Origin of the sequence: Pantoea sp. sgz302252 (assembly GCF_042610525.1) — a bacterium.
Taxonomy (GTDB): domain Bacteria; phylum Pseudomonadota; class Gammaproteobacteria; order Enterobacterales; family Enterobacteriaceae; genus Erwinia.
Genome location: NZ_JBHDVM010000010.1, coordinates 80,406 through 94,752 on the forward strand (window position 1 = coordinate 80,406; position 14,347 = coordinate 94,752).

The following is a 14,347-nucleotide window of genomic DNA, read 5'->3' on the forward strand; positions in this document are numbered from 1 at the left end:
ATAAACGGCGCAACGGAACTTTACTCATGACCATCACTCTAAGCGCATGCTTGCTCGAAAATTATGAGTTACGGGTAGTTCGGATACGCGTGGAAAAAGATTTGGGGAGACATTACCTCGGATGAGCGAGCAGTTAACGGATCAGGTTCTCGTAGAGCGAGTACAGAAAGGAGATCGGCGGTCATTCAATTTACTGGTAGTTCGCTATCAGCATAAAGTGGCGAGTCTGGTTTCCCGCTATGTTCCCTCGGGAGATGTGCCTGATGTAGTGCAGGAATCATTTATTAAAGCCTACCGCGCGCTGGAGTCGTTTCGCGGGGATAGCGCTTTTTATACCTGGCTCTATCGGATTGCCGTCAATACGGCCAAAAATTACCTGGTTGCTCAGGGGCGCCGGCCGCCCGCCAGCGATGTGGATGCCATCGATGCGGAAAACTTCGAAAGCGCTGGCGCGTTAAAAGAAATATCGAACCCTGAGAACTTAATGTTGTCGGAAGAATTGAGACAGATGGTTTTCCGCACCATTGAGACGCTGCCCGAAGATCTCCGTATGGCAATCACCCTACGGGAACTGGATGGCCTGAGCTATGAAGAGATAGCCGCCATTATGGCGTGTCCGGTGGGCACGGTTCGCTCCCGCATCTTCCGCGCGCGCGAAGCCATCGACAATAAAATTCAACCGCTTATCCAACGCTAGCGATAGCGGACACAGGAAGGGTACTGAGGCATGCAGAAAGAACAACTTTCCGCTTTAATGGACGGCGAAACTGTCGATAAAGAAGTTTTGGCCGCGTTGTCTGAAGACGCTGTGCTGCAAAAACAGTGGGAAAGCTATCATCTTATCCGCGATACCCTGCGTGGCGACGTCGCGCCGGTCATGAACTTCGATATTGCCGCGCGCGTCGCGGCGGCAATTGAAGAAGAGGCACCGCTGAAAAGCGCCGCTGTACCGCTGCTCGAAGCACAGCCAAAGCCAGAGCGCTATGGCGAGCTGCCGTTCTGGCACAAAGTGCGCCCATGGGCCGCGCAGCTGGTGCAGGTTGGCGTAGCGGCCTGCGTATCGCTGGCGGTGATCGTCGGCGTGCAGCACTACAACCAGCCGGCAGAAGGGCAGAATCAGTCCGAGTCGCCGGTGTTTAACACGCTGCCGATGATGGGCCAGGCGTCGCCGGTAAGCCTGGGCGTGCCTTCCGAAACCAGCAGCAACGCGCCACAGCGCGTGCAGGATCAGCGCCGTCGCGTTAACGCCATGCTGCAGGATTACGAGCTGCAGCGTCGCCTGCATTCAGACGGCCTGCAGTTTGAGCAGCAGCCTGCGCAGCAGGCCGCGGTTCAGGTTCCAGGTAACCAGTCGTTAGGAATTCAGCAGCAGTAATGAAGCAGCTTTGGTGCGCCGTCAGCCTTATGGCTGGCAGCCTGTTTTATTCCTCCTTCGCCCCGGCGCAAACCACGTCCGGGGCGCTGTTGCAACAGATGGAGCAGGCCAGCCAGTCTCTTAACTATGAACTTGCCTATATCAACGTGTCGCGGCTGGGGATCGAATCGCTGCGTTTCCGCCATGCGGTGCTGAACAGCAAAACCTATGCTCAGCTGCTGCAAATGGACGGGCCGCGCCGCGAAATCATCCAGCGCGGCAGCGAAATCAGCTATTTTGAGCCGGGCCTGGAGCCGTTTACCCTGGCAGGCAAGCATATTGTCGACTCTTTGCCGTCGCTGGTCTTCGCCGATTTTCAAAAGCTCTCCGAGTATTACGACTTTGTGCCGGTAGGGCGCACCCGTATCGCCGACCAGCTTTGCGAAGTGATTCGCATCGTGGCGCGAGACGGCACGCGCTACAGCTATATCGTCTGGCTGGATAGCGATACCCGGCTGCCACTGCGGGTCGATTTGCTGGATCGGGATGGCGAAACCCTGGAACAATACCGCGTGGTCAGCTTTGCGGTAGATGACGGCGTCGGCAAAATGATGCAGGGGCTGGAGAAAGCCAGCCTGCCGCCGTCGCTTTCCGTACCGGCCAGCGATAAGGCAACCTTTAGCTGGGCGCCCGCCTGGCTGCCCGCGGGCGTAAAAGAGGTCACGCAAAGCCGTCGGCAAATCCCTTCGCTAAACAAACCCGTTGAGTCACGCCTTTACTCTGACGGCCTGTTCAGCTTCTCAATCAACGTCAGCGCGGCAGATAAAAACAGCGCTTCGCAGCTATTGCGCACCGGGCGTCGCACGGTGCAAACGGAAATACGCGATAATAAGGAAATTACGGTGGTTGGCGAGCTTCCTCCCTCAACCGCGAAGCGTATCGCTGACAGCATAGGTAGCGCAAAATGATGAGAGAATGGGCCACGGTGGTTTCGTGGCAAAACGGTGTGGCAACGCTGCACTCGGAAATGAAAACCTCCTGCAGCAGCTGCTCAGCCCGCAAAGGCTGCGGCAGCCATATGCTCAATAAGCTTGGGCCGAAAAACGCGCACGTCATGAAAATCGCCAGCGCGGAACCGCTAAAGCCCGGCCAGCGCATTGAGCTGGGCATTGCCGAGAAAAACCTGCTGAGCTCGGCGCTGCTGGTTTACATGACGCCGCTGCTGGGCCTGTTCGTGATGGCCGGCCTGTTCCAGATGCTGTTCCACGGCGACCTGGCCGCCGCCGCTGGCGCGCTGCTCGGCGGTATCGGTGGCTTCATTGTGGCCAAAGGTATCTCTGGCTACCTGAGCAAATCTGCCTCTTTCCATCCGGTGATCCTGAGCGTAGCTCTGCCACCAGATGCGCTGCGTGTTGAAACCGAGTAATTCTTCAGGAGCCCGGCGAAAAGCCGGGTTCTTTTCGTCGCCCGTCTCTTGTTATTTCCGGAAAGCGCTTTTTTACAGAGGCAGCTACAGTGAAAGTGGCGGCCGCAGCGAAATCATGCGCTATGCATGTGAATTCTTTCGTGGCGGGGGCTAACAGTGTAAGATGCGTGCTCATTGATGGCGGGTACATTGCTGCCGGTATTTCAGGCGCTGTCCACCGCGAGAACTAAACCGAACGTTTAAGCGAAAATATTCATATAAATGAAGCATATAAGAAACTTTTCTGTCATCGCTCATATCGACCACGGCAAATCAACGCTTTCTGACCGGTTGATTCAGATCTGCGGCGGCCTCACCGAACGCGAAATGGCGGCTCAGGTACTGGACTCAATGGATCTGGAGCGTGAACGCGGCATTACCATCAAGGCCCAGAGCGTAACGCTCGACTATCACGCGCCGGACGGTGAAACTTACCAGCTCAATTTTATCGACACGCCGGGTCACGTAGACTTCTCTTACGAAGTTTCCCGCTCGCTGGCGGCCTGCGAAGGCGCGCTGCTGGTGGTGGATGCCGGACAGGGTGTGGAAGCGCAGACGCTGGCTAACTGCTACACCGCGATGGAAATGGATCTGGAAGTGGTACCGGTACTGAACAAGATTGACCTGCCGGCCGCCGATCCCGATCGCGTCTCACAGGAAATCGAAGACATCGTTGGTATCGATGCTACCGATGCGGTACGCTGCTCCGCCAAAACCGGCGTAGGCGTGCCGGACGTGCTGGAGCGCCTGGTGCGCGATATTCCGCCGCCGGAAGGCGATCCGGAAGGCCCGCTGCAGGCGCTGATTATCGACTCCTGGTTCGATAACTACCTGGGCGTAGTGTCGCTGGTCCGTATTAAAAACGGAACGCTGCGCAAAGGCGAAAAAATCAAGGTAATGAGCACCGGACAGGTCTATAACGCCGATCGTCTGGGCATCTTTACGCCAAAACGCGTCGACCGCGATGCGCTGCAATGCGGCGAAGTAGGCTGGCTGGTTTGCGCAATTAAAGACATCCTGGGCGCGCCGGTTGGCGATACGCTGACGCTGTCGCGCAATCCGGCAGAAAAAGCGCTGCCTGGCTTTAAGAAAGTGAAACCACAGGTTTACGCCGGTCTGTTCCCAATCAGCTCCGACGACTATGAAGCTTTCCGCGACGCGCTGGGCAAGCTGAGCCTGAACGACGCCTCGCTGTTCTATGAGCCGGAAAGCTCCACCGCGCTGGGCTTCGGCTTCCGCTGTGGCTTCCTGGGTCTGCTGCACATGGAGATCATTCAGGAACGTCTGGAGCGTGAATACGATCTCGAATTAATTACCACTGCGCCAACCGTAGTCTATGAAGTCATCACGACCTCTGGCGACACGCTTTATGTTGACAGCCCGGGCAAGCTGCCGCCGCTGAACAACATTGAAGAGCTGCGCGAGCCGATCGCCGAGTGTCATATGCTGCTGCCGCAGGAGTATCTGGGCAACGTGATCACGCTGTGTATCGAAAAGCGCGGCGTACAGACCAATATGGTTTATCACGGCAACCAGGTTGCGCTGACCTATGAAATTCCGATGGCGGAAGTAGTCCTGGACTTCTTCGACCGTCTGAAATCAACCTCGCGCGGCTACGCCTCGCTGGATTACAACTTCAAACGCTTCCAGGCTTCCAACATGGTGCGCGTTGATGTGTTAATCAACTCCGAGCGCGTCGATGCGCTGGCGCTGATTACCCACAACGACAATGCGCCGTACCGTGGCCGCGAGCTGGTCGAGAAAATGAAAGACCTGATCCCGCGCCAGCAGTTTGATATCGCGATTCAGGCGGCAATCGGCAACCACATCATTGCTCGCTCAACCGTGAAGCAGCTGCGTAAAAACGTTCTGGCCAAGTGCTACGGCGGCGACGTCAGCCGTAAGAAAAAGCTGCTGCAGAAACAGAAAGACGGCAAGAAGCGCATGAAGCAGGTCGGCAACGTCGAACTGCCTCAGGAAGCCTTCCTGGCGATCCTGCATGTAGGTAAAGAGAGTAAATAAAGCCTAAGACGACGAGGGAACTGGAATGGCTAATATGTTCGCCCTGATACTGGCGATAGCAACGCTCGTAACCGGTATTATCTGGTGCGTGGACAGATTTAAATGGGCGCCTGCCCGCAGGGCCAGCCAGGCCCTCGCGGACGCCTCGGCGGAAAGCGCGGGCGAGAAAAAAACGGTGAAGCAGCCGGGCTGGGTAGAAACGGCGGCGTCCGTTTTCCCGGTGCTGCTGCTGGTCTTCGTGGTGCGCTCATTTATCTATGAGCCTTTCCAGATCCCGTCGGGCTCAATGATGCCGACGCTGCTGATTGGCGACTTTATCCTGGTAGAGAAATTTGCCTATGGTATTAAAGACCCAATCACCCAGACCACGCTGATCCCAACCGGGCATCCAAAACGCGGCGATATCGCGGTGTTTAAATATCCGAAAGATCCAAGCATGGATTATATTAAACGCGTGGTGGGGCTGCCTGGCGATCGCGTCAGCTACGATCCGCAGAGCAAAACCGTGACGGTCAATCCGGCCTGCGCGCCTGGAAAAGCCTGCGATACGGCGCTGCCGATCACCTATTCGGACGTGCAGCCAAGCGACTTTATCCAGACCTTTAGCGGCTTTGACGGTAACGAAGTCGGGAATGGATTCTGGCAAAAGCCTCAGGGTGAAACCATTCAGGGCGGACTGCGCCTGGCGACCCGCAACGAAACGCTGGGCGATGTCACTCACCGCATCCTGTTGGTCACCCAGGCGCAAAGCCAGGCGAGCTCTTACTACCAGCAGCCGGGCCAGCCGCAGTCTACCTGGGTAGTGCCAGCAGGCATGTATTTCATGATGGGCGATAACCGCGACAATAGCGCCGACAGCCGCTATTGGGGCTTCGTTCCGGAAAGAAATCTGGTCGGCAAAGCCACCGCTATCTGGATGAGCTTTGAGAAGCAGGAAGGGCAATGGCCAACCGGCGTGCGCCTGAGCCGCATCGGCGGCATTCACTAACGGCGCCCGGGCGTCGTTGCTAAACGGGTGGTTCCCTGCGGGGAGCCACTGCACACGAAACAGTTCCGTGTTGGCGTGTCCAGCCCTGTTCCCTGTGCAGGAAAATTTTCGCATTAAGATATTGGTAACGCATGAATCCCATCGTAATTAACAGGCTCCAGCGGAAGTTGGGCTACACTTTTACCCATCAGGAGCTGTTGCAGCAGGCGTTGACCCATCGCAGCGCCAGCAGTAAACACAACGAAAGACTGGAATTTCTCGGCGACTCTATTCTGAGCTACGTGATTGCCAACGCGCTCTATCACCGTTTTCCACGCGTGGACGAAGGCGATATGAGCCGTATGCGCGCTACGCTGGTGCGGGGAAACACGCTGGCGGAAATGGCCCGGGAATTCGATCTGGGCGAATGCCTGCGGCTGGGGCCGGGCGAGCTGAAAAGCGGCGGCTACCGCCGCGAGTCCATTCTGGCGGACACCGTCGAGGCGCTGATTGGCGGCGTCTTTCTGGACAGCGATATCCAGACGGTAGAACAGCTGATCCTTAACTGGTACGCCAGCCGGCTGGAGCAGATTAGCCCGGGCGACAAACAAAAAGATCCAAAAACGCGTCTGCAGGAGTATCTGCAGGGTCGCCATCTGCCGCTGCCCTCCTATCTGGTGGTGCAGGTGCGTGGCGAAGCGCATGACCAGGAATTTACTATCCACTGCCAGGTAAGCGGCATGACGGATCCGGTGGTAGGCACCGGATCCAGCCGTCGCAAAGCTGAGCAGGCAGCGGCCGAACAGGCGCTGATTAAGCTGGGACTTGAATGAGCGAACAAACCACCCATTGCGGCTTTATTGCTATCGTAGGCCGCCCGAACGTTGGAAAATCCACGCTGCTGAACCAGTTGTTGGGGCAGAAGATTTCCATTACCTCGCGTAAGCCGCAAACCACGCGCCACCGCATTACGGGTATCCACACTGAAGATGGCTATCAGGCGATCTACGTGGATACGCCAGGCCTGCATATGGAAGAAAAGCGGGCAATTAACCGCCTGATGAACCGCGCGGCCAGCAGCTCAATCGGCGACGTTGAGCTGGTTATCTTTGTTGTCGAAGGCACGAAATGGACCGAAGACGACGAAATGGTGCTGAACAAGCTGAAAGACGGCAAGGTGCCGGTGCTGCTGGCGATCAACAAGGTCGACAACGTTACCGATAAAACCATCCTGCTGCCGCATATGCAGTTCCTTGGCCAGCAGATGAACTTTATGGACATCGTGCCGATTTCTGCAGAAACCGGCAAAAATGTGGATACCATCGCCAGCATCGTGCGCAAGCGCCTGCCGGAAGCGGAGCACCACTTCCCGGAAGAGTACATCACCGATCGCTCTCAGCGCTTTATGGCTTCGGAAATGATCCGCGAAAAGCTGATGCGTTTCCTGGGTGCCGAACTGCCTTACTCCGTGACCGTAGAAATTGAACAGTTTGTCACTAACGAGCGTGGCGGCTACGACATCCACGGCCTGATTCTGGTGGAGCGCGAAGGCCAGAAAAAAATGGTTATCGGCAACAAAGGCGCCAAAATCAAAACCATCGGCATCGAGGCGCGCAAGGACATGGAAGAGATGTTCGAAGCGAAAGTGCACCTTGAGCTTTGGGTTAAGGTCAAATCCGGCTGGGCAGACGACGAGCGTGCGCTGCGCAGCCTGGGTTACGTAGACGATCTGAAATAAATGGAAGGCTGGCAGCGCGCGTTTGTCCTGCATGGACGTCCCTACAGCGAAACCAGCCTTCTGCTCGACCTCTTTTCAGAAAACTATGGCCGCATCCGCGTGCTGGCAAAAGGCGCGCGCGGCAAGCGTTCCAGCCTGAAAGGCGCTTTGCAGCCTTTTACGCCGCTGCTGGTGCGCTGGGGCGGGCGCGGCGAGGTGAAAACCCTACGCGGCGCCGAGCCCATCTCGCTTGCCCTTCCTCTTAGCGGTATCTCTCTTTACTGCGGTCTTTATGTCAACGAGCTGATCTCCCGCGTGCTGGAGCAGGAAACTGCTTTTACCGAACTCTTTTTTGACTACCTGCACTGCATTCAGGCGCTGGCCGCAGGCATTGGCTCGCCGGAACCGGCGCTGCGCCGCTTCGAACTGGCGATGCTGGGCCACCTTGGCTACGGCGTTGATTTTATGCACTGCGCGGGCAGCGGCGAAGAAGTTACGGATGAGATGACCTACATCTACCGCGAGGAAAAAGGCTTTATCGCCAGCCTGGTAAAAGGCAACAGAAGCTTTACCGGCCGCGAGCTGCGCGCGCTTTATGAACGCACTTTTCCCGATATGGATACCCTCAGAGCCGCCAAACGTTTCACCCGCATAGCGCTAAAACCCTATCTGGGCGGAAAACCCCTGAAAAGCCAGGAGCTCTTTCGCCAGTTCGTGCCTAAAAAACGCGCGGACGCGCCGGAGTAAAGCCCCCTGGCTGTACCGTAAAAGCGTGCGGGCGATGTACACTGTAGCCATCCTATCCCATTTCGAGGTTTGCTATGGCTGAACTCCTGTTAGGCGTCAATATCGACCACATCGCTACCGTGCGTAACGCGCGCGGCACCAACTATCCCGATCCGGTTCAGGCCGCTTTTGTTTCCGAGCAGGCTGGCGCGGACGGCATTACCGTGCATCTGCGCGAAGATCGCCGCCATATTACCGACCGGGATGTCAGGATCCTTCGCCAGACTATTCAGACGCGAATGAACCTTGAAATGGCCGTGACTGACGAAATGATCGACATCGCCTGTGAAATCAAACCGCATTTCTGCTGCCTGGTGCCGGAGAAGCGCGAAGAAGTCACCACCGAAGGCGGGCTGGATGTAGCGGGCCAGCTCGAAAAAATCACCCTGGCGGTTTCACGGTTAAAAGAGGCGGGCATTCAGGTCTCACTGTTTATCGATCCTGACCACCAGCAAATTGATGCCGCAATGGCTTCCGGCGCGCCTTATATCGAAATCCATACCGGCGCCTACGCGGAAGCAGAAGAAGGCGCGGTACGCGATGCGGAATTCCGCCGCATTAAAGATGCCGCAGCCTACGCGCACGATAAAGGGCTTAAGGTTAATGCCGGTCACGGGCTGACTTACCATAACGTGCAGCCAATTGCCGCGCTGCCGCAGATGCACGAGCTGAATATCGGCCACGCTATTATCGGACGTGCAGTAATGAGCGGCCTTGCTGACGCGGTCAGCGAGATGAAAGCGCTGATGCGCGAAGCGCGTCGCTGATGGCTATCCTTGGGCTGGGCACGGATATCGTGGAAATCGGCCGGATTGAAGGCGTAATCTCCCGTTCCGGCGACAGGCTGGCAAAGCGCGTACTGAGCGAAAACGAATGGGCGCAGTATCAGGCGCACCAGCAGCCGGTGCGCTTTTTAGCCAAGCGCTTTGCAGTGAAGGAAGCGGCTGCCAAGGCATTTGGCACCGGCATTCGCGGCGGCCTGGCCTTTAACCAGTTTGAAGTTTACAACGACGAGCTGGGCAAGCCGGGGCTGCGTTTCTTTCAGCAGGCGGCAGAAGTAGCAAAAAAGCTGGGCGTGGCGCATGTGCACGTGACCCTGGCCGATGAACGGCACTATGCCTGCGCGACGGTGATTATCGAAAGCTAAAGCAGGACAGGCCCTAAGGATTTCGGGGCCGAATCAAAGCACTGATTCGGCCTCCGCAGTCTGCTGAAGTCAGGAGGCAGCGTGGTGCAGCACCACAAACTTCTCCCACAGCTTATCGCTGCTTTCCACACAGTTCGGGTCGGTCACTATGGTGTTATCGATAGGACAAACCTGCTGACAGGTCGGCGTATCGTAATGGCCGATGCACTCCGTACAGCGATTCACATCAATCTCATAGATGCTCTCGCCCATGGAAATCGCCTGGTTCGGGCATTCCGGTTCGCACATATCACAATTGATACAGCGCTTAGTGATCAACAAGGCCATATTCAGCTAATACCCACAGCAGAAAGAGGGGCGTAATTTAGCATACCGGGCGGCCAATTCCCATGTCATCACTACCGTCGTTGGCGAGCCGTTGCCGCTCAGGGATGCCATAACGATGATTTCGCGATCCCGGCGACATACTGCATCTGAGTGACTTCCTCTACCGGCAAGCGAATCGGCGCATGATCCTCGTTCACCGGCAGCAGATGATAATAGCCGTCGCGTTTAAACAAAAATGTCTTCACCATCACTTCGCCGCTGCTGGTCACCACCAATACTTCGTCGCCAGGGTGGAAGTTTTGGTTAGGTTCCACGATCACAAACTCACCCTCCTTGATCCTCGGCATCATTGAATCGCCAACGCACTTCAGCGCATAGACATCCCTGTCGCAGGATGGCCAGCGTAAAAAACCATCGCCAGTACCGACAGGATATTGCATATCGCTCCAGTAGCCGCTGTGGCCGAGTTGAGTATTGCCCAAAACCGGTACCGTATGCAGCATCAGCGCATGAAGATCGCTTTGCATATCCTGCGAGCTGGATGCAGGCACCGCCTGAAGATCCCGCTCGATCAGATCGATGGGCGAAACCTGGAAGTAGCTTGCCAGAGCCTTCAGCGTGGTGTACTTGGGATCCTTCACCTCGCCCGTCAGTAACCGATGCAGCGTGGACTGCTGTAGCCTGACTTTTTTAGCCAGTTCCGTTACGCTGCCGATGCCCTCTCTCTCCATCAAGTACTTGATGTTGTTGTTGAAAATATCCAGGTCAAAAACCATTTTCTCTCCCTGTGAAACGCGGTTGATATTGCAATTATGCGTTTTTGCATTAAAATAAAGAGTGTTAAAGCGATAAAGCTTTGGGTGGTAATGCATTTTAGTATAGTTTATCGCCACGGTCATCTGCCTTTCGCGGCAGGTCATAAAAAGAACTGGAAATGAAAAGGAGGTCGGTTGATGCGTAATATACAAAGAGTACTGGAACGTTGGGGAGGCTGGGCTGCGGCAGAGGGATCGCAGCTTGACTGGTCGCCGGTAGCGGCAGGCTTTAAAGGGCTGCTGCCTGATGAAAGGCGCAGCCGGCTCTCCTGTAGCGACAGCGATGGCCTGATCGTTGATGCGGCCATCGCCAAACTGCATAAGGTTGGACGAACCGATGAAGTCGAACTGATTATTCTGCACTATCTGTGCAATGTGTCCAAATCCGCTATCGCCCGTAAAAAGAAATGCTCAGAAGGAAAAATAAGAAACCAGCTAATGATCGCAGAAACTTTTGTCGATGCCTGCATCATTATGAGCGAAGCGGAACTGGAGATGGACGCATGGCTATAAATTAATTTCCGTTAGGGTAAATAAAAGTAAGGCGCTTTCACCAACTCAGGTTGGAGGTCTTCCTGTATGCGGAGAAGAAGTTATTATTACCTACAGAATTAAAAAAATATCTAAACATGCTTTTCGTAACGAAATTCCAAGGGTAAATTAGTAATATGAAATTTTAACGACTGGCAGCAATATAACAATACACCCGCCGGTGGCCTTTCAGGCTGCCGGTGGGTGTTTTATTATGTTTTTTAGTTGCAAATAAATTTTCACTCAGGGCTTTTCGTAACGAATAGCACGCAGTAAATTAGTAGCATGGATTAATGTTACTCTGGTTAGAGAGAAAATAAAAATAAGAAATCTATTTTCGTAACGAAAAACATGCAGTAAATTAGCAGCATGGATTAATGAGTTCCTGATTGAAAATAAAATGCAGAAGCCGGTTTTCGTAACGAAATATATTCGGTAGTGTGGCAATCATGGAGGTAATCCGCAAAATTAAATTAAAGATAAGGCCTACACTTCCGTAGCGCTATTATAAAGGAGGCCAAAAAAGCATGTTTCCACAGGAGCCTGGCTTTTGGGCCAGTATCGGGCTCTGGCTTTACAGCCATAAAACAGAATGGGGCTATGCCGGTATCGCCGCTATGTTCTCACTGCTGCGTAGCGCCTGCGCCAGAGCGCCCTGGAGCAAGCGGGCGCTGGATGCCGTATCCTGTAGCGCGCTGGCCTTCTTTGCTGCACCCACGCTACAGGTAATAGGCGCGCTGCTGAACTGGAAAATGCCGGAAGCCGCCGCCCAGGTTTTCGCGGTTTATATTGGTTATGTTGGCAATGACTATATTAGTGAAAAATTAAAGCACTGGATAAATAAAAAATCAGGGGAGCCAGATGGAAATCAGCTATAGCGGCATCCAGTTTATAAAGAAAGAGGAGGGGGAAAAGCTAACGGCCTATCGGGATAGCCGCAATATCATGACTATCGGCGTAGGACACACGGGTTTAGTCAGGGGGCAGAAAATAGTACCGGGAATGACTATTACTGCCGAAGAATCCAGCTCGCTATTGGTTAAAGACCTCGCGTGGGTTGAAAGCACTCTAAATAAAGAGGTAAAGGCTGAGCTAACGCAGAATCAGTATGATGCGCTATGCAGTCTGGTATTTAATATTGGTACTCAGGCTTTTATCGGTTCTTCTGTTTTACAAAAATTAAACGCAGGAGATCATCATAGCGCGGCGGAGGCCATGCTCTTATGGAAAAAGGCCGGGCGGAAGCCAAATATTCTGTTGCCGCGAAGAATCAGAGAAAAACAGCTGTTTTTATCGTGAGCTTACCCTTTTAAAAAAAAAGGGTATTACTCACGCCAATTATTAAAATCGCAATAAATATAAATTAACTAAAGGAAATTAGCATGATTGAAGTCAATTCATTTGCAGAATTACGCACCACCAAACCTTCCGCTTCAGGTGAAATCGCACAGCTGAAGCGTTATTACGATAAAGATTCTACCTTTCAGGGCGGCGGACGCTTTGTTGGCTTTATTGATGCCGCCGCCAGCGCCTCGTCAGACGACGGCGGCACGCTGGCGGTAGCTACCGCAGGCGGCTACTACTGGAAACGTATTATCGACAGCGTCGAAGATATCAACATTTATCACTTCGGCGGCAAGCGGCTGCGCGGCGACAGCAATTTTGATGCGGATAACGGTACGGTTAACCGCACTGCCTGCATCAATATGTATAAATGGGGCCAGGCTTTTTCTTCGCCGGTTAGCAACGTCAGCAAAAACCCGATTCATGGCGTCGGCATCCGCTTCCCGGCAGGGAAATTCATGATCAATCCCGTAGACCTGACGGGCGAAGGCGAGATCAACTATTTCAGCCTGTATGGCGACGATTGTGAATACGGCGTCTCGCCGCGCACTATTATTATCTCCGACCAGTCCACCGCGCCGGTATTTAAAGTCACCGCTCGCCGTACCGCCATTCGTGGCCTCTTCTGGGATGGCCAGGCCACGGCAGATACCGAGACCAATACGGACGTTATTACCGCAGCAATGGTAAGCAATACGCAGCCATTTTTTGAAAACACCGTTATTGAAGGCGAGTACGTCAACATTACCTGTTGCCGCATTGAAAACATCGGCGGCTCCGCTTTCAAATTGCTCGATACGTTGGATACGCGACTGGACCAGATTTACAGCAAAACTACCTATTCGCGAGTGTTTGACATCCAGTGGTCGGATTCCGTGGTTGGCGTTTGGGATCACTCCACGGCGGTAGAGCTGTCGAACTGTAATTTCCAGAAAGGCTATGGCGATGCCACGCTCTATATGCCGCGAGTTACCCAGGGCCTGATCCGCAACGTCTGGATTGAGCATACCCGCTATCCGGGCGACCTGAGCAACGGCCAGTGGATTATCGATGCACTGAGCATCGAATCGTCTGAAAACCCCTTAAAGCTGAACTATACGCGGGCGACAATCCGTGCGCTTAACTTGCAGTCCGGTGCCAAAGTCGATTTAACCAAAGCGGGCACCTCATGGCTTTCGGGCTTTGAGTATGGCTGGCGCCGTGATGAAAACTACGGGACGGAAATGACCGGCTCGCTCAAGGCTGGCTGGTATTCCGGCTATCGCATCAGCAACACCAGCGAAACGGATAAATGGTTCCGCGTCGGCAAATTCTTTTTCCCGAACGCTAACCAGCACTGGCATCTGGAAATGCATGGCAAAGCGCTGCGGGATACAACTACACAGCCAACCGCCGCGCCGCTGCTGACCAACGTCTGCGGCAAGACTTACCTTAATCTTTATCGCGGCGCCAGCTCCGTCGGTGGCAACCTGCATTACGAAGGGGATTCCGGCGTTATTGATTGCCTGGTCAGAACCAGCGACGACAAAGGCCGCTATGGTGAAGTCTGGGTCAAACTCAAGGCGCAGTGTGGCGATGTAGTGGTCAATCTGAAAACCACCGGTCCTTCACGCTTTGAAGCCGGCGAGTGCTCGCTGTTTAGTGCAGATTTCTCAGAGGTCACCGATCTGGATACGGATAACCGCGTAAAACTCTCCACGGTAATGAATTTCCATAACGGCAGCGCCGGTTACGGCTTTGACAGCAGCGTGGTAACGCTGGCGACCGCAGTCGCAGATGCGCCAGCGGCTACGGCAACGCCAACCGGTTATATCACCGTGAAAATTAACGGCGTAAACCGCAAGCTGGCTTATTTTTAACGGCTAACAAGAG

Annotated in this window: 17 protein-coding genes; 15 read left to right on the forward strand and 2 right to left on the reverse strand. The window is 54.4% G+C overall.

The window, feature by feature from the left end:
• Positions 1–121: 121 nt before the first annotated feature.
• From rpoE to acpS, 11 genes are all read left to right on the forward strand, one after another.
• Complete coding sequence (gene rpoE, locus ACETPC_RS17530) at positions 122–697, forward strand: RNA polymerase sigma factor RpoE (protein ID WP_380183545.1); 576 nt, start codon at positions 122–124, stop codon at positions 695–697.
• 30 nt (positions 698–727) lie between these two features.
• Positions 728–1,375, forward strand: a complete 648-nt coding sequence (rseA, locus tag ACETPC_RS17535; protein ID WP_380183547.1) for an anti-sigma-E factor RseA — start codon at positions 728–730, stop codon at positions 1,373–1,375.
• Positions 1,375–2,322 (forward strand): sigma-E factor regulatory protein RseB, encoded by a 948-nt coding sequence (rseB, locus tag ACETPC_RS17540; protein WP_380183548.1) that lies wholly within the window; start codon positions 1,375–1,377, stop codon positions 2,320–2,322. Before rseA ends, rseB begins: the two co-directional genes overlap by 1 nt.
• Positions 2,319–2,780: a SoxR-reducing system protein RseC gene (gene rseC, locus ACETPC_RS17545; protein ID WP_380183549.1), complete on the forward strand. Its 462-nt coding sequence runs from the start codon at positions 2,319–2,321 to the stop codon at positions 2,778–2,780. The genes rseB and rseC overlap by 4 nt, the downstream gene beginning before the upstream one ends.
• Positions 2,781–3,041: 261 nt before the next feature.
• Entirely contained in the window at positions 3,042–4,841 is a 1,800-nt protein-coding gene (gene lepA, locus ACETPC_RS17550) for a translation elongation factor 4 (protein WP_380183550.1), read from the forward strand.
• A 25-nt stretch (positions 4,842–4,866) separates the two neighbouring features.
• Positions 4,867–5,829, forward strand: a complete 963-nt coding sequence (gene lepB, locus ACETPC_RS17555; protein ID WP_380183551.1) for a signal peptidase I — start codon at positions 4,867–4,869, stop codon at positions 5,827–5,829.
• Between the two features lie 131 nt (positions 5,830–5,960).
• The gene (gene rnc, locus ACETPC_RS17560; RefSeq protein ID WP_380183552.1) at positions 5,961–6,641 is read left to right on the forward strand and encodes a ribonuclease III; all 681 of its coding nucleotides are present in this window, start codon (positions 5,961–5,963) and stop codon (positions 6,639–6,641) included.
• The gene (era, locus tag ACETPC_RS17565) at positions 6,638–7,546 is read left to right on the forward strand and encodes a GTPase Era (RefSeq protein WP_380183553.1); all 909 of its coding nucleotides are present in this window, start codon (positions 6,638–6,640) and stop codon (positions 7,544–7,546) included. The genes rnc and era overlap by 4 nt, the downstream gene beginning before the upstream one ends.
• A complete protein-coding gene (gene recO, locus ACETPC_RS17570; RefSeq protein ID WP_380183555.1) occupies positions 7,547–8,272 on the forward strand; it encodes a DNA repair protein RecO in 726 nt (241 codons plus the stop codon).
• Between the two features lie 74 nt (positions 8,273–8,346).
• Positions 8,347–9,078: a pyridoxine 5'-phosphate synthase gene (pdxJ, locus tag ACETPC_RS17575; protein ID WP_380183557.1), complete on the forward strand. Its 732-nt coding sequence runs from the start codon at positions 8,347–8,349 to the stop codon at positions 9,076–9,078.
• Complete coding sequence (gene acpS, locus ACETPC_RS17580; RefSeq protein ID WP_380183559.1) at positions 9,078–9,458, forward strand: holo-ACP synthase; 381 nt, start codon at positions 9,078–9,080, stop codon at positions 9,456–9,458. Before pdxJ ends, acpS begins: the two co-directional genes overlap by 1 nt.
• Before the next feature lie 69 nt (positions 9,459–9,527).
• Here acpS and ACETPC_RS17585 read toward each other — a convergent pair whose 3' ends face one another.
• Together ACETPC_RS17585 and ACETPC_RS17590 are read right to left on the reverse strand one after the other, a co-directional pair.
• Positions 9,528–9,785 (reverse strand): YfhL family 4Fe-4S dicluster ferredoxin, encoded by a 258-nt coding sequence (locus ACETPC_RS17585; protein ID WP_380183561.1) that lies wholly within the window; start codon positions 9,783–9,785, stop codon positions 9,528–9,530.
• Positions 9,786–9,883: 98 nt separating this feature from the next.
• Complete coding sequence (locus tag ACETPC_RS17590) at positions 9,884–10,561, reverse strand: S24 family peptidase (protein WP_380183563.1); 678 nt, start codon at positions 10,559–10,561, stop codon at positions 9,884–9,886.
• A gap of 177 nt (positions 10,562–10,738) precedes the next feature.
• Between ACETPC_RS17590 and ACETPC_RS17595 the strand changes: the two genes are divergently transcribed.
• From ACETPC_RS17595 to ACETPC_RS17610, 4 genes are all read left to right on the forward strand, one after another.
• Complete coding sequence (locus tag ACETPC_RS17595; RefSeq protein ID WP_380183565.1) at positions 10,739–11,113, forward strand: antiterminator Q family protein; 375 nt, start codon at positions 10,739–10,741, stop codon at positions 11,111–11,113.
• 545 nt (positions 11,114–11,658) lie between these two features.
• Positions 11,659–12,009: a phage holin, lambda family gene (locus tag ACETPC_RS17600; RefSeq protein WP_380183567.1), complete on the forward strand. Its 351-nt coding sequence runs from the start codon at positions 11,659–11,661 to the stop codon at positions 12,007–12,009.
• Entirely contained in the window at positions 11,993–12,430 is a 438-nt protein-coding gene (locus tag ACETPC_RS17605) for a lysozyme (protein WP_380183569.1), read from the forward strand. Before ACETPC_RS17600 ends, ACETPC_RS17605 begins: the two co-directional genes overlap by 17 nt.
• 83 nt (positions 12,431–12,513) lie before the next feature.
• Positions 12,514–14,334: an amylovoran biosynthesis protein AmsF gene (locus tag ACETPC_RS17610; RefSeq protein ID WP_380183571.1), complete on the forward strand. Its 1,821-nt coding sequence runs from the start codon at positions 12,514–12,516 to the stop codon at positions 14,332–14,334.
• Positions 14,335–14,347 lie beyond the last annotated feature (13 nt).

Bases quoted from the DNA above. Each gene is read 5' to 3' on its own strand.
- rseC (WP_380183549.1), top strand. From the start codon at position 2,319: ATGATGAGAGAATGGGCCACGGTGGTTTCGTGGCAAAACGGTGTGGCA.
- rnc (WP_380183552.1), top strand. From the start codon at position 5,961: ATGAATCCCATCGTAATTAACAGGCTCCAGCGGAAGTTGGGCTACACT.
- ACETPC_RS17605 (WP_380183569.1), top strand. From the start codon at position 11,993: ATGGAAATCAGCTATAGCGGCATCCAGTTTATAAAGAAAGAGGAGGGG.
- recO (WP_380183555.1), top strand. From the start codon at position 7,547: ATGGAAGGCTGGCAGCGCGCGTTTGTCCTGCATGGACGTCCCTACAGC.
- rseB (WP_380183548.1), top strand. From the start codon at position 1,375: ATGAAGCAGCTTTGGTGCGCCGTCAGCCTTATGGCTGGCAGCCTGTTT.
- ACETPC_RS17585 (WP_380183561.1), bottom strand. From the start codon at position 9,785: ATGGCCTTGTTGATCACTAAGCGCTGTATCAATTGTGATATGTGCGAA.
- pdxJ (WP_380183557.1), top strand. From the start codon at position 8,347: ATGGCTGAACTCCTGTTAGGCGTCAATATCGACCACATCGCTACCGTG.
- ACETPC_RS17590 (WP_380183563.1), bottom strand. From the start codon at position 10,561: ATGGTTTTTGACCTGGATATTTTCAACAACAACATCAAGTACTTGATG.
- era (WP_380183553.1), top strand. From the start codon at position 6,638: ATGAGCGAACAAACCACCCATTGCGGCTTTATTGCTATCGTAGGCCGC.
- ACETPC_RS17610 (WP_380183571.1), top strand. From the start codon at position 12,514: ATGATTGAAGTCAATTCATTTGCAGAATTACGCACCACCAAACCTTCC.
- lepB (WP_380183551.1), top strand. From the start codon at position 4,867: ATGGCTAATATGTTCGCCCTGATACTGGCGATAGCAACGCTCGTAACC.
- lepA (WP_380183550.1), top strand. From the start codon at position 3,042: ATGAAGCATATAAGAAACTTTTCTGTCATCGCTCATATCGACCACGGC.
- rseA (WP_380183547.1), top strand. From the start codon at position 728: ATGCAGAAAGAACAACTTTCCGCTTTAATGGACGGCGAAACTGTCGAT.
- ACETPC_RS17600 (WP_380183567.1), top strand. From the start codon at position 11,659: ATGTTTCCACAGGAGCCTGGCTTTTGGGCCAGTATCGGGCTCTGGCTT.
- acpS (WP_380183559.1), top strand. From the start codon at position 9,078: ATGGCTATCCTTGGGCTGGGCACGGATATCGTGGAAATCGGCCGGATT.
- ACETPC_RS17595 (WP_380183565.1), top strand. From the start codon at position 10,739: ATGCGTAATATACAAAGAGTACTGGAACGTTGGGGAGGCTGGGCTGCG.
- rpoE (WP_380183545.1), top strand. From the start codon at position 122: ATGAGCGAGCAGTTAACGGATCAGGTTCTCGTAGAGCGAGTACAGAAA.